Source organism: Niastella sp. sgz303648 (assembly GCF_059587045.1).
This window is the reverse complement of the sequence record NZ_JCAPSW010000013.1, coordinates 97,344-110,861: the sequence shown is the minus strand read 5'-3', so window position 1 is coordinate 110,861 and position 13,518 is coordinate 97,344. Positions and strand designations below refer to the sequence as shown.

Below are 13,518 nucleotides of genomic sequence, written 5' to 3'. Positions count from 1 at the left end.
GAGAAATAGCATCCTTAATAAAGTGAAAAATAAGTTTGACAATTTACTGAATGCCTGATGATATCAATTTGGATCCTTCTTCCTGAGTAATTTTTGTTCCCTCGCTGATTTTCTTTGCTCACGCCTTTCAGACAAAGAAATATCTTCCCCTATCAGAAGGCCCCATGGAGGCTGGCTTTCAGCCGCATCAAAAATCAATTTAAGAATACTCAACAGCGGAATGGCGAGAAACATTCCGGTAATACCCCAAATGGCTCCTCCGGTAATAACTCCGCACAAAGTAGCCAGCGCATTCATCTTCAATTTGGAGCCTACCACCCTCAACAGTATGAAATTGGCATCAATAAGGTGAACACATAACAGCACTATAGCTACTCCAAATACAGTTCCCGGTGAATTGGTGGTGTAGGTAATGATCATGCTCAGTATACAAGCGGTGAATATACCGAGGTAAGGAATAATATTTAATACGGCAGCAATTACACCGAGAAGCAACGCGTATTTAACACCAAGAATAAAAAATCCCGTGCAATTCAACACCGCCACTATAATCATTTCTGTAAATATGCCAACCAAGTATCCTTTAATCACCGTCCTGGATTTATTAAGAACATCCCGTACAATTGCGTTATCTTTTTCCGGAAAACTCCTGACAAGAAAAAGCACGATCAGCCCCCTGTAAAACAATAACAGGAAAGTATAAACAGGAATCAATATCATGTAAACGACGGTATTTGAAACCGTGTTAAAGGTATTTCCAACAAAGGTGGTCGTATTGTATAGGTTTTTGAAGGAAACAGCATCAAGAAGCTGGTTTGTTTTTTCGGCACTTATATGAAAATGCTCCTGAAATTTCCCCGCAAGATTTTTAAGCCCTGTGCTCAATTGGTTTATGAATCCCGGTAGTTCATTTTTAAACCGGTAGATTTGGGACGATATCAGATAAAAAACAATGAATCCAACAAGGATGAAAAGTATGAAAGAAAGCAAGGCTGCCAGGCCCCTGGGTATTCTATGCCGTTCCAGGAAATTGCAGGGAGCAACCAGCAACATAGCAAACAAAGCAGCGAAAACCATTGGCACCAGTATATGCTGCGCCTGGGAGAGTATCAATATAATAAGCACGATACTAATAAGGCTAAGACTAAATCTGATGGTAAAGGGAAAAATGACCGGCCTTTGCATATGGCAGTTGGTTAATAAAGTAAATGTAAGATTTTAATATTCGATAAGATGAAAATATGGGCATTAACATATTGGTTCCTATGACTCAAGCGTTAGGTTTTGTCGAGCCAAACTCCATAAAATCAAAATTATTTTTCTAATTTTACTATGTATTTAAAATCCGCATTATTTTTTTCTCCGTAGATGCTTCTAACTGATCAGTTTTCCCTTTTCCTCATGATTTGTCCTTACTCACTGATAAGCTTCCATTTAACCGATATAGCACCTTTAGGGTAGTCGTCTATGAATTACCAGGATTAATTGTTTTTTCTAACAATTTAAAAATGGTTTATGAAAAGAAAGATTTATGCATCCATCCTGCTGGTGGTTATGCTGATAAATGTCTTTCCTTTTGGCGTCTTTGCCTCCAGCCACAGGGAAGCTCCGCTTATCGCCAACGATCCACTGGCCGACAACACTGACCTGTATGCTTTTCGAAGTCCCGACAATCCCGACAAAGTAACCATCATTGCCAACTATGTTCCCGGGCAATTGCCACAGGGAGGCCCTAACTATTATTCTTTTGGTGAAAACATCCGCTACGAAATTCATATCGACAATAATGTAGCCACCAAAGGCGATGATATCGTTTACCGGTTTTCATTCGATCAGAAGAACGAGGACCCTACCACTTTTTTTAATATCCGGTTGGGAAAACAAAACCTGAAAACTACTTACAGGCTCGAAAGAAGCATAGATGGCGGCAGTCATTTCCAGACTATTGTTAATAAGGGCACGGTACCCCCACCCAATGTTGGCCCACGCTCTATAAGTTCTGCAGTTGGCTTAAATGCCCCTGATTATGATGCGCTGATACAAAGCGCCATTCAAACAGCATCAACAGGCGAAAAGGTTTTCTGTGGTACTGCAGATGATCCGTTCTTTGTTGATCTTGGTGGAATTTTTGACCTGGGGGATGCGCCACGCACCACAGGAACAAAATCGATTGATGGTTTGAAATGCCTGAATGTTTCCACTATTGCGCTGCAAATTGATATTGCTGCTTTGCAGAAAGATCATCAACCTGTTTCAAAAGCTACAAGTATACTTGATCCAAATTATGTAATCGGTGTATGGGCATCGGCAAGCCGTCAGAAAATACGGGTATTGAAAAGCTTTGATCATGACAACAGCAATGACTACGATAATGATCGCAGGTCTGCGTCTGCTGAAAAAAACAGCAACGAATATAACATGAAAGAAAGTTACGACGGCCCCTGGATCCAGGTATCACGGCTGGGTATGCCTTTGACCAATGAAGTGATTGTACCGATTGGTTTGAAAGATTACTGGAATTCATTGACGCCTTACCAGGATATTCAAAAACTAAAAATATTCGGGGATCATTTCTATAATCCTGAACTGGCACTTTATATGGATGATGCCTTATTTGGAAAAGCAGTTCCGGCATTATCTCCATTGCGTATTCAAAAGAATTCATTGGGCCAGTTTGGATTTGGTAATGGACAGAATGGGTTGTTTGGCCTGAAAGGCAGTGCGGCTTTGAATGGAACCGCTCTTGCAGAGAATGCTTTTGGCAGTTTGTTGTTGCCTGCCAAAAATGCTCCCCGCTCAGTTGACCTGTGGCCCATTTTTAATACCGGTGTACCCAACATGAGACCCTACCAGCTGGCAACAGGCAAAGGTGGTAATCCTTTAGCAGCCGGTAAGCCTTTCATCAACAATTTTCTGCCCAATGGTGGCGACATGCTTCGTTTGAATATGGCCGTACCACCTACCCCTCGCGATCATCCGAAATTCAACAACCTGGGCATTGTTCAGGCAGCCGTTTTAGGATTAACGGATCCGGCCTATAACGGCAGCGCTTCTTTACAATTTATTCCCAATATGGATGGCTTTCCCAATGGAAGAAGACTGGAAGATGATGTTGTACGAATAGAATTACAGGCAGTAAGTGGAATTGCTTTGGCAGCCATTGGCCTTTGGTATGATGATTTCAATGGCAGCAACCCGGTAACGCCCAACCTGGTAAATGTACTGACCTACAATGCCGGCGTTACGGCAAATGATGCTCCTTTCAAACCTGCGTTTCCTTATGTTGCATCGCCCTGGTCGGGTACGCATAATTGCGATTGTACAACCGGCAACAACAACGCCCGAACAGGCGAAACTACAATTGGGAATATGCCCCCGGCAGCTACCCTGGGGCTTGCTGCTCCGGAAATGAATATGGAAGCATTTCCTAATCCGGGCAATGGCAATAGTACTATTAAATACAGTGTAGATGCTGCTTCAAAAATTACCATTGTTGTGTATGATATGCAGGGTAAACTGGTAAAAGTTCTTACCGACAAAAAACAGGAAGCAGGCGTTTATACCATACCATGGAGTTACAACGAACTGGCACCCGGCACATATATGGTTACGGCATTGAAAAATGGTGTTGCAAAACAGGTAATCAAAGTAGTAAAAAACTAAGTTGAAATGAAACAACAGGTTTGCAGGTAATGCAGGCCTGTTGTTAATACCAATACTGAACTAAAACTATGGGTATGAAAAAGAAATATATTTATGCTGCACTGTTGCTTTTGTTTGTAGCAATAGCTGCTTTTGTAGGCTCCTGGTTTATAAAAGCACATCATACAAGTGAAACCATATACAGCGAAATACTTCCCCGTAAAACATCTCTTGCATATGCTGCTGAATGGGGTGTTATAAAAAATAATGCAACAATACTTTTAAATAAGATCAGGCAAAACCCATCCGACATAAAATCATTAATGAAATTAACGGCATTGTATATACAGGAATCGCGCAATACCGGAAATTTTAATTATTACAATAGCGCTGCTTTAAAGTGTGTAAATACGGTATTGAAAAAAGATCCGGCCAATTTTGAAGCCCTTACATTTAAAGCCACTATTTTGTTATCACAACACCGTTTTGCAGAAGGATTAAATATTGCCAGCCAGGCTCAGCAACTGTATCCCCTGAATGCTTATGTATATGGGTTGATAATTGATGGCAATGTAGAACTGGGCAATTACCCCGCGGCACTGAACGCTGCCGACAAAATGGTTTCTATACGTCCGGATATACGCTCCTATTCACGCATTGCTTATCTGCGGGAGATTTATGGCGATATACCCGGCTCCATTGAAGCCATGAAGCTGGCGGTAGATGCCGGAGCACCCGGGGATGAAAATACGGAATGGTGTCGCGTACAGTTAGGTAAACTGAATGAGAAAATCGGGCAAACGTTAACTGCCAAAATGCATTATACCATAGCCGCCGACAACCGGCCAAACTATCCCTATGCATTAGCCGGTTTGGCACGAATAGCTATTGCGGAGAAAAATTATACACAGGCGCTCACTTTATACCAGCGCGCCGATTCATTAATACCCGATCATACATTTAAAGAAGGAATAGCTGAAGTATATTATCTGACAGGCAATAAAGAAAAAGCAAAAATGATTTCCGGTGAAATACTCAATTACATGAAACAATTTTCATCTGATAGAAAGAAGGATATAACTACAGGGCAAAATGAAGATCATGAAATGGCACATGCGTATATGGGAGTGGGTAATTATGATAAAGCCCTGGAGTTTGCGCTGACGGAATACACCCGGCGGCCTGCCAACATTGAAGTTAATGAAACGGTAGCCAATGTGTATTATCGCAAAGGGGCTTATTCAAAAGCATTGCCATATATAACAACAGCTTTAAAAACAAATTGCAGGAACCCTGAATTATTATGCCATGCAGGATTGATCTATGCTAAAACAGGTGAAACAAACAAGGCAAAAATGTTTTTACAAACCGCGCTGAAGAACAATCCCTGCCTTCCGGCTGAGCTGGAAAAAGAAAGCAGAGATATGCTGGTGTTGTATGATCATGCGGTTAAGGAGAAACACCCGCATTAATCGTACATAACGACTGATGGAAAGTAGCTATTTCGCAACCACAGAAAGGTGTTTGTAAAAAGCAGTATTTTCGGGGTATGGCAAAAATAGCAATAGTAGGTGTAGGGGCGATCGGAGGAGTGGTAGCGACACTGCTGGAGACGACTAAACAGCACAGGATTACGCTGTGCACCCGCAGACCACAGGAAATACTGACAGTGAATACACCGGAAGCAGTGATCTCTTTGAAGATGGATAATATCACTGATCCGGCGGTGGCTGAGGTGGCAGATTGGGTACTGGTGGCAACGAAGACTTATGATGCAAAGGGTGCGAGTGCCTGGCTTCAGCGCCTCTGTGGAAAAAACACACCGGTAGCCATATTACAGAATGGTGTAGAGCATCGGGAAAATTTCTCAACTTTTGTGAACCCGGAGATGATCCTTCCTGTGATTATCGATTGTCCGGCCGAGCGGCAGGAGAACGGAAGCATACTACAACGCGGCAAGGCACAGATGAAAGTAGAAAATAACCGGTTGGGAAGTGAATTTGCGGAATTGTTTCGGGGATCAAAAGCAGAAGTTACGCTTACGGATGATTTTTTGACCGCAGCCTGGCAAAAGTTATGTATAAATTCAGCGGGAGCCATCTCTGCGCTCATGATGAAACCGGCAGGCGTTTTACATGATGAAGGGCTGGGAGAAGTTGTGCTCGAGATCATTGCGGAATGTGTCGCTGTCGCGAATGCCGAAGGTGCGCATATTGAAGAGGGTGTTGGGCAGCAAATACTTGAAAAGTATCGATCGCAGCCAAAGGATTCGATTAATTCAATGCTGGCCGACCGGATTGCAGGACGACCAATGGAGATCGACGCGAGGAACGGGGTCATTGTGCGCAAGGGAGCCAAACACGGCATAAGAACACCGGTAAATAAGATGGTAGTCGCGCTGTTAAAGGCATTAGCGGCAAACTGAATCATCGCTTAGAGAGGGATTGCCTGCAGTGATCCCCGGATGGGGTGGTAAGTGATGTCGAGGTGCCCAACAATTGAAGGCAGTACATGCAGAGGATTATTGAATAGCGCCCGTTACATTATAATACCATTTTTTTACAGGACATTGCGCCAATAAATGTAGAGTTAGTTTAATTTATTTCAACTTATCTAATGGCACCTTAAGTAAGTAAGGTTCGCTATGAGAAAAGTTGGAAAACCATTGAGTATTATCGCCGGGGAAAAAATATTGCCTGGTAAATCCACCAAGATATAAATTAGACCCCAATATATTCATAGTAGTAAATCCTGATAAATAACTTGCACCACCAAATGTAAAAACAGTAACCTTTACACCCTCTATTTTTAATAATACTGCATTCCCGGTAATTGATTTGCCTTCAACAAAATCAGTGCAATTAGAAATACCGCAAGCATAAATGATGCTGTCTACAATTTTTATATCATTAATAACACTATATCTGGAAAGCAATGGCAAACTGAAAGACGCAAATTTTTCTACACCATTTCCGTAAAGATGATAACTTAAAAACCCTGAAGTGGATAAAGAATCGCTTGTATGTACGAGCAATAAGTTGCTTGATCCACTGGCTATTAAAGCTTTAGTGCCGTGAAACAATTGAATAGGACTCGCATATAACTTTACTTTTCTGGTAGAAAAATTCAGTTCTTCAATCTTTGCATATTTCGGTCCTTTACTATCAGATATACTATCATATAATATAAATAGTGTAGAATCATCTATCCCAGAATCTACCTTTCTAATATTTATACTGTTGATTTGAGATGAAAGATCAAAGCTATCCAGCGTTTGCGAAGTCCGAACCCGTCCACCACCTACATAATAAGAATATAGCCTGGGTTGAGCTGCTAAGTTGTAGCCTCCGAAATAAATTCGCTTATTAGCAATAGAAAAATACATTGTATTAATTGTACTCATCCCATTCATCGGAAATTTTTCCAGAAAATCTGCCCCCAATCCAAAATATCTGTAAATAGCAGGAGAAATATTGTCTTTTGATTTTCCTGAAATATATAAATCATATCCTATCCTCGATTGACCAGTCTCAGTATAATAATAAGCCACCATATCTGTGGGTATATAATCAAGTTCATATAGAAACTCTTCAGCGTTCCCAATGGCCGATAATTTCCCTAAATAATATTTGTCAGATTTTTTACCTATAAAAATAATACCTTGATCTTCTGTACAAATAAACTTTGTAATAGATTCTATGTGCATTGAGTTCTTAAAATTTTTCACCATATTTTCTCCAATGCTATTATGTTGGGGAACGGCCATATTTTCTTCAATCGCTTGCAGCTTTTTTTTGCTGCACGATAAAAAGAAAAAGCAAAACAATATATGCATCCAACTATAAAATATAATGGTGTAGCGATAGTGTGACATGATAGTTATTTGATCGTACATTTTTGAAAGGTATATTACCATAAATGTCTTTGTAAGACTGTCGATAGAAATTTGTAAAACAGTAATATCCCAATAAAGAAATACCCAGATTACGCATTTTTTGGGTCGCTGTCCAAACATGTTTTAATCCCGCAGAAATATTAAATTGAAGTGGATTCAATCTTTTTAATTCATTGTTTGAATTGTTTTTGTCAAGCGCATAATTATTCAGATTTGAAATATAACTTTTGTATTGATGATACAAAGGGAAAACAAAGGAAATTCCAATGGGAAAATACCATGATTGAATATATTTACTTGTATACTTCGTATCAAAACAAGTTACATTAGAAATACCAACATTGAATGCAACATATTGCACCTGCTCTCTATCGTTTTGGGCTTTACTAAAAGAAAAACTAGCTCCGATCAATGGGTTATAAAAATGATACAGTCTGAACTTTTTTGCATAATTAAACCCAATCTTTATCCCTCCTGCTGGTGAAAAATTAATACGCTCACCATCTTTTATGATTTTCATAAACGAAAGCTCGGTTCCTAATTCAGTTTCTTTAAATTTAACTCCTTTTCTATTTCTTAGACTATCATACTTTGAAATCTTGATCCATTCTTTAGCTTCCCTTTGCCTATCCTCTTTGCTTTGATAATTATGAATTTCTTTGACTAATATGTATATTGATTTGTCAATTGATAATATTTCCGATATCCCATCATTAGCCATTTTAGCCCTAAATAACAATTCTTTCAGAGAAGAATCAATACTGCCGTTTAACTCGATTATTTGCTCAGCAAGCTCTTTTTGCGATCTTTCCAACATCAACATCTCACTATATTGTTGTTGACTTAATTCAGTTCGCTTATTAAGTTCTCTAAGTAAACGCAGGATCTTTTCATTTCTATTTTTCAAATCCATTAAATATGGCAAAAATTGAGACCTTAATAAATTCAATTGTTCATTTGCTGACTTTCCACTCAAGTCAATTTTTAGTCCTATATACTTTTTAAGCTCTGAAAATGTAGTGTCTACATTATAATTAATTATATTTCCATTGTGGATTACTTGTATACTCCCAGGTGAGTTTTCAATTTCTTGTTGTGCCGATAACCGATAAAACGACAGCATTGTTAGTAATACAAAATATCCTTTCATTGATTTATTACTTTCTATTGATAAATGTGGAATCACTTGCAGGTTGATCGCGTTGAATCAATTCTCCTCCTTTGGTGTCTTTTGCTTCCTGTAAAGAAGATGTAGTTCCTTCTTTTAACATTTTAACGTCTTGACTATTTATAGAACGTTGAATAATTGTGGGTGTTTGTGCATTTTTAATCCATACATATCCGAAAATACAAAATGCAGTCAAGGTGAAAGAAGACAATAAGATCAAACGTCTAATTTGATTCCGGTCTTTGATTGAAGCAGACGACTCTGGTTTATTTCTGGAAGAAGATTCTCCTCCAATTCTTAGCATTATTAAATAATTTATTACGATTGCAAGTCCGGCAATACCAGCAACTCCTGCACCTAATTTTAACAAGGCTAAATCCATAAATATTTTTTTAATTACTCAATACTATAATTAAATATGGATTCTAAAGCGCCGATCAAACTAAAAACTAAAGCAATCATAAAATCTTGATATCCATCAATTCACAATACTTCGATTCAATGCATCTTTATCTACTACTATACCTTATTAGATTTTTGACAGACTGCGTCCACCGTAGCCCGCCGAAATTCGGGGTGCTAATAATCAGGGGCGAAGCCGCCCAGGCTAAAGTTGCGGCGGGCAAAGAGACCATATCTATCATAACACTAACCACGCTAAATAAAGCTTACGAATTGTGTTTTATATACACCATTAGTGAATGACTCTACTTTTTAGAAAATACGCTTTAAGTACTCCGCATCGTAGGGATATCCTAAGGGTTGGCCGCGTTCAACTACCGATGTACTATACTTGTGCCACGGACCTGCAACGGCGCATGTACGGTACATATATAGTAGTTACTGTACCAGCAACGCATTTAGTTTGTTCAGTGGCGGTCATATAGTGGTTGCAGACTTTCTACTACAATAGGGCTAAATATTGAAAAAAGTCAAAATCATGGTGCCGGCATCCGGCGTTTTAATATAGTCGGTAACTTTATTACATGGCCAAAGTCTTTGCTCCATTTATTGTTAAAGGAACCATACGTAATCTTACCTTCTATGTTATGGAAGGCAGGAACTTTGTGCGTAAAAAAAGCTCGCTCACCAGAAAACGGGTACTTCATTCTCCTCAATTTGCACGCACCCGCCACTATGCAGGATTGATGGCAACAGCATCTAAAATCGGCTCTCACGTTTATAATGCATTGCCCGCTTATTGGCGACAGGGGTGGATGTACAGGTCATTTACCGGCGAAGCGCTTAGCATATTAAAAGCAGGGAAAAAGGAAGATGAAATTAAAGAGTTACTATGGCAGCGATATGTTGAAGTAGTGGTCAGCAAACAACCCGAAAAAGCAATTACGGTCCCGTTAAATCCTTCGCCTAAACGCGCATATCGAAAATTGAACAGTGCTTACTGGAACGGTAAAACAATAAAGAGCGCCTGCCGCAAAGCCAACAGGCAGCGATTGCTATATAATGCCGGCCTGCTGGCCCGGGCATCAAAAATTGGTTCGAAATTATACGCACAAATCCCGTTTCAATACAAGTGTCGAAGTTACTTTCAGCAATTAACTGCTTTTGCCTTGCAGTTATTAAGAGACAAATGGGACGAAGCGGATATTCTTGCTAAACTGTTACCCGTCCTGCAGGAACGGGACAATTGCCGGCAACCAGCTTCCAAAAAGAACACAGCCGGTCTAATTGCCCATCCAAATAGTCAATATCATTTCATTACTTCTATGTACAAACGATTTGATGAGGCGGCAGTCAGTGTGTTACCTAAAGCTCTGCAGTTGCTAAATATTAATAGGTTTTATTGACAGAAAATACTTCGAACAAAAAAGCCTTCAAATCCAACGACTTGAAGGCTTTTTATTCTAAGCTCTGTGATAGTCTGGCCGCCAATTCTTTATTCTTTTTTTAATTTCAATTGGTGTTAAGTTTTCCTTAATTGTCATTTCGACCAATTCAACAAATTCACTATCTTCTGCAAAACGAAGAGCAAACAACTGGTAAATTGTAATACTTTGGTTAAGGCGTTTTCCTGTCAAAATGTAGAATCGTAAATTTTCCTCCGCTCTTATTGCTCTGTCTTGTGCTTTTAATGCAAACGCCCTGCTGTGATAGGCAACACTCAAAACAACCAATACTAAAAACAGGAACATAGAATTAATCAATAAGCTTTCCTGTTTACCTGTACACAAGTTATATATTGCTCCGATGAACAATATTATTAACAGTGAAAAGGTAAAGAAATGAAATAAGGGCACTAAACGAACGTGGTTTGAGAAGTTTTGTCCATTTTTTTTACTCATAAATAAGTGTGTTGTTTATATGCCCATCCACTCCCTGCGATGTGAGGTTACCCGGATACTTTGATCATCCCCGGCTTGCTTACCAACCAGAAAACGAGTGGAAATAAATGCATGGGAATAACCAGGCCGATAAATAATTCCGGTGATTCAAGATCGAGTGGCAACCTTTTAAAAAAAGGTATCAGAAAACTGGCAAATGTGAGGAACGAGAAGGATATATTAAACCATACATCAGGGGATTTCGACTTCTTTGAAAAAAACAAATACGCAAGTGAGGCAACCATTGCTGCAAAAACATTCACACTTATAAGTGCCGCAACATTAACAATCTTCGAAAAATCAACAGCCAATAAATAACTATACACTTTATCATAAATGATTGCAGCAACAGAAGAAGCCCCGCCCGAAATCAGACCATGAATAATCGTTTTCTTCATTGCAAGCCATTATTGGGTTACGGGAACAATTAAATCAATCTTTAACTCATCCGGCACGCCACCTCTGGTAAGGTTATAATCTTTGGGAGCGATGGTAAAGCTACCCCTGAAAATACCCTGGCCGTTGCCTTTATTTTCAAAGCTGAAGGGAAGAATTATACTTTTTGTGATCCCTTTTAAAGTAAGGTTGCCGGTTGCTTCGTAGGCATTATCTTTTTTTGCCACGGAGGTTGTAGTGAATGCGATGGTTGGGTATTTGTCAGTATCTAAGGCTTCTCCCGACCGGGCATGCCTGTTTTTCATGCCCAAACCGGTGCTTACAGTGGCGGCATCTATGGTTGCAGAGATTTTTGCCTTTCCCGGTTCTGCTTCGTTGAACTGAATATCAGCTTTCAACCCCTTAAAGGAGCCGTTAGCCCCTTTACCCGAAAAATTCACTTCATAAGTTTTTTCATTCACTTTCCATACAGTAGAAGTAACAAAAGCAAATGCAGATAGTCCAAGTACTAATAACGCTGTAACGGGGTAAATGATTCTTTTCATATTCATATTTGTTTTTGCTTTGATTATTATTTTTCAAAACGAGGAAAGTTTAAACGGCGGAAGAAAGCCCGAAAATTGATTTATCTTTTAAGTAAGCCGCTATCCAGATGAGTAGCATCAAAACACCTGCAACAGGAGGAACACCCTCGGATATTTCTATAGACAAGGCGCCACCCAGGTATGCTGTTACCATAAGCAAGCCTAAACGGAATGTTTTAGGAGTCAGTAACAAGGCTACGCATAATAAATCCAGCGCAGCAAGCGCCGGCAGGGGAAACCGGGGCAGGAACCCAACTCTGGTTAGGTTAGCTACAATCGTTTTGTTTCCCATCAATTTGGCAATCGCGCTTAAGGCCATAATAATGCCAGGCAGCCACAACAAAACCGCCGACCTGATTTTCTTTACTTTTACCAACATAACTGTGTTCATTTTAACCTATAATAGAAATTATTTACAGTATTGTTATTTGCGTTTTTGCTCATATAGCGCGAAAATTTTTCCATCGGGTAGTTTGAAATAAAGGAATGACAAACAATCCCCGGCTGTATACACATCACTGAGTAATTCAGCCCCGCAGTTTTCCAATCCGCCGATACAGGATTGAATATTTTTTACCTTGACCCCCAAAACAGTATCTCCTTCGCTGAAAAGGTATGGTGGGTATACAGCCCCCGGACCATATAATTGAACAATACTATCCTCTCCTATCTGGAAGACCGATAGACCCGGAATGCTATATATTTCAGTGCCTCCAAAAACAGAAGACATCAGAAGTTTCATCCGTTTAAACCCGTTCTGTTTCAGCCGAATGGAAACCCATATGCTTACGCCTGTAGTCATTGTTTTTTTGTATGTTACAAAGTTCCAATGGACAGGGTAATTTACCTGTGATATAAAATAAATAAACTTGTGATCTATGTCACAGCTCTGACTGCAGGATCTTCCTTTGTATATGGGTCGATATAGGCGAGAGCGTTATTTAGAAATAGCAACCTGTTTGCGAATGCGGCTAAGGGTTTCACGGGTGATACCCAGGTAAGAAGCCAGCATTTGTTGGGGTACACGTTGAACAAGCTCAGGATAGAATTGAAGAAACTCCCTGTATTTTTGTTCCGCTGTATAACTGATGGCCGCATTAATTCTGCGTTGATTCGCAATAAAGTTATTCTCCTTGATTATTTGAATCAATTTGTGGATAGCAGGCAAATCCTCAATCAAATTCTTCATTGGGTCAGCAGTAAACACCAGCAACTCCGAGTCTTCAATGGCATCAATATTATAAATGGATGGTTTTTGAGTGACAGCGTTTTCCCTATCGCCAATCCACCAATTTTCGATTGCAAACTGCATGACATGTTCATATCCCATTTCATCCACCCGGTAAAGCCGCAGGCAACCTTTTACAACAAAAGCGCCGCTTCGGGGTACCTCCCCTTCCTGAAGGAAAAATTGCTTTTTGCGTAGCTTTTTAGGCGAAAAAGTGTTACGTACCCGTTCGAATTCCTCTTCGGTTATCGACACTTTACTCA

Annotated in this window: 13 protein-coding genes; 4 read left to right on the top strand and 9 right to left on the bottom strand. The window is 39.8% G+C overall.

Going from position 1 to position 13,518, the window contains the following annotated elements; translation table 11 throughout:
* Positions 1-63 precede the first annotated feature (63 nt).
* Complete coding sequence (locus AC59IL_RS29395; protein WP_496555811.1) at positions 64-1,185, bottom strand: AI-2E family transporter; 1,122 nt, start codon at positions 1,183-1,185, stop codon at positions 64-66.
* A 330-nt stretch (positions 1,186-1,515) separates the two neighbouring features.
* On the opposite strand from AC59IL_RS29395, the gene AC59IL_RS29390 reads away from it, so the two are divergent.
* The 3 genes from AC59IL_RS29390 (at position 1,516) to AC59IL_RS29380 (ending at position 6,067) form a co-directional block, all read left to right on the top strand.
* Positions 1,516-3,663 carry a DUF4331 family protein gene (locus AC59IL_RS29390; RefSeq protein WP_496555810.1) on the top strand — a complete coding sequence of 716 codons (2,148 nt, stop codon included), beginning with the start codon at positions 1,516-1,518 and terminating at the stop codon, positions 3,661-3,663.
* 74 nt (positions 3,664-3,737) lie between these two features.
* On the top strand, positions 3,738-5,114 hold the full coding sequence (locus AC59IL_RS29385; RefSeq protein ID WP_496555809.1) for a tetratricopeptide repeat protein: 1,377 nt from the start codon (positions 3,738-3,740) through the stop codon (positions 5,112-5,114).
* 77 nt (positions 5,115-5,191) lie between these two features.
* Positions 5,192-6,067 (top strand): 2-dehydropantoate 2-reductase, encoded by an 876-nt coding sequence (locus tag AC59IL_RS29380; RefSeq protein ID WP_496555808.1) that lies wholly within the window; start codon positions 5,192-5,194, stop codon positions 6,065-6,067.
* A gap of 174 nt (positions 6,068-6,241) precedes the next feature.
* Here AC59IL_RS29380 and AC59IL_RS29375 read toward each other — a convergent pair whose 3' ends face one another.
* The 3 genes from AC59IL_RS29375 to AC59IL_RS29365 are packed head-to-tail and all read right to left on the bottom strand — an operon-like array spanning position 6,242 to position 9,087.
* Positions 6,242-7,516, bottom strand: a complete 1,275-nt coding sequence (locus AC59IL_RS29375) for a hypothetical protein (protein ID WP_496555807.1) — start codon at positions 7,514-7,516, stop codon at positions 6,242-6,244.
* Positions 7,482-8,687 carry a hypothetical protein gene (locus AC59IL_RS29370; protein ID WP_496555806.1) on the bottom strand — a complete coding sequence of 402 codons (1,206 nt, stop codon included), beginning with the start codon at positions 8,685-8,687 and terminating at the stop codon, positions 7,482-7,484. Before AC59IL_RS29370 ends, AC59IL_RS29375 begins: the two co-directional genes overlap by 35 nt.
* A gap of 7 nt (positions 8,688-8,694) precedes the next feature.
* Complete coding sequence (locus AC59IL_RS29365; RefSeq protein ID WP_496555805.1) at positions 8,695-9,087, bottom strand: hypothetical protein; 393 nt, start codon at positions 9,085-9,087, stop codon at positions 8,695-8,697.
* 604 nt (positions 9,088-9,691) lie between these two features.
* On the opposite strand from AC59IL_RS29365, the gene AC59IL_RS29360 reads away from it, so the two are divergent.
* A complete protein-coding gene (locus AC59IL_RS29360) occupies positions 9,692-10,513 on the top strand; it encodes a hypothetical protein (protein ID WP_496555804.1) in 822 nt (273 codons plus the stop codon).
* A 57-nt stretch (positions 10,514-10,570) separates the two neighbouring features.
* Here AC59IL_RS29360 and AC59IL_RS29355 read toward each other — a convergent pair whose 3' ends face one another.
* The 5 genes from AC59IL_RS29355 to AC59IL_RS29335 form a co-directional block, all read right to left on the bottom strand.
* A complete protein-coding gene (locus AC59IL_RS29355) occupies positions 10,571-11,008 on the bottom strand; it encodes a DUF6526 family protein (RefSeq protein WP_496555803.1) in 438 nt (145 codons plus the stop codon).
* Positions 11,009-11,055: 47 nt separating this feature from the next.
* Positions 11,056-11,445: a hypothetical protein gene (locus AC59IL_RS29350; RefSeq protein WP_496555802.1), complete on the bottom strand. Its 390-nt coding sequence runs from the start codon at positions 11,443-11,445 to the stop codon at positions 11,056-11,058.
* A 9-nt stretch (positions 11,446-11,454) separates the two neighbouring features.
* Positions 11,455-11,988 carry a YceI family protein gene (locus AC59IL_RS29345; protein WP_496555801.1) on the bottom strand — a complete coding sequence of 178 codons (534 nt, stop codon included), beginning with the start codon at positions 11,986-11,988 and terminating at the stop codon, positions 11,455-11,457.
* A gap of 49 nt (positions 11,989-12,037) precedes the next feature.
* A complete protein-coding gene (locus tag AC59IL_RS29340) occupies positions 12,038-12,406 on the bottom strand; it encodes a DoxX family protein (RefSeq protein WP_496555800.1) in 369 nt (122 codons plus the stop codon).
* 558 nt (positions 12,407-12,964) lie between these two features.
* Positions 12,965-13,510: a Crp/Fnr family transcriptional regulator gene (locus AC59IL_RS29335; RefSeq protein ID WP_496555799.1), complete on the bottom strand. Its 546-nt coding sequence runs from the start codon at positions 13,508-13,510 to the stop codon at positions 12,965-12,967.
* Positions 13,511-13,518 lie beyond the last annotated feature (8 nt).

Coding starts and splice junctions, on each gene's coding strand:
- AC59IL_RS29380 (WP_496555808.1), top strand. CDS start 5,192: ATGGCAAAAATAGCAATAGTAGGTGTAGGGGCGATCGGAGGAGTGGTA.
- AC59IL_RS29385 (WP_496555809.1), top strand. CDS start 3,738: ATGAAAAAGAAATATATTTATGCTGCACTGTTGCTTTTGTTTGTAGCA.
- AC59IL_RS29350 (WP_496555802.1), bottom strand. CDS start 11,445: ATGAAGAAAACGATTATTCATGGTCTGATTTCGGGCGGGGCTTCTTCT.
- AC59IL_RS29390 (WP_496555810.1), top strand. CDS start 1,516: ATGAAAAGAAAGATTTATGCATCCATCCTGCTGGTGGTTATGCTGATA.
- AC59IL_RS29395 (WP_496555811.1), bottom strand. CDS start 1,185: ATGCAAAGGCCGGTCATTTTTCCCTTTACCATCAGATTTAGTCTTAGC.
- AC59IL_RS29370 (WP_496555806.1), bottom strand. CDS start 8,687: ATGAAAGGATATTTTGTATTACTAACAATGCTGTCGTTTTATCGGTTA.
- AC59IL_RS29345 (WP_496555801.1), bottom strand. CDS start 11,988: ATGAAAAGAATCATTTACCCCGTTACAGCGTTATTAGTACTTGGACTA.
- AC59IL_RS29340 (WP_496555800.1), bottom strand. CDS start 12,406: ATGTTGGTAAAAGTAAAGAAAATCAGGTCGGCGGTTTTGTTGTGGCTG.
- AC59IL_RS29360 (WP_496555804.1), top strand. CDS start 9,692: ATGGCCAAAGTCTTTGCTCCATTTATTGTTAAAGGAACCATACGTAAT.
- AC59IL_RS29355 (WP_496555803.1), bottom strand. CDS start 11,008: ATGAGTAAAAAAAATGGACAAAACTTCTCAAACCACGTTCGTTTAGTG.
- AC59IL_RS29375 (WP_496555807.1), bottom strand. CDS start 7,516: ATGTCACACTATCGCTACACCATTATATTTTATAGTTGGATGCATATA.
- AC59IL_RS29365 (WP_496555805.1), bottom strand. CDS start 9,087: ATGGATTTAGCCTTGTTAAAATTAGGTGCAGGAGTTGCTGGTATTGCC.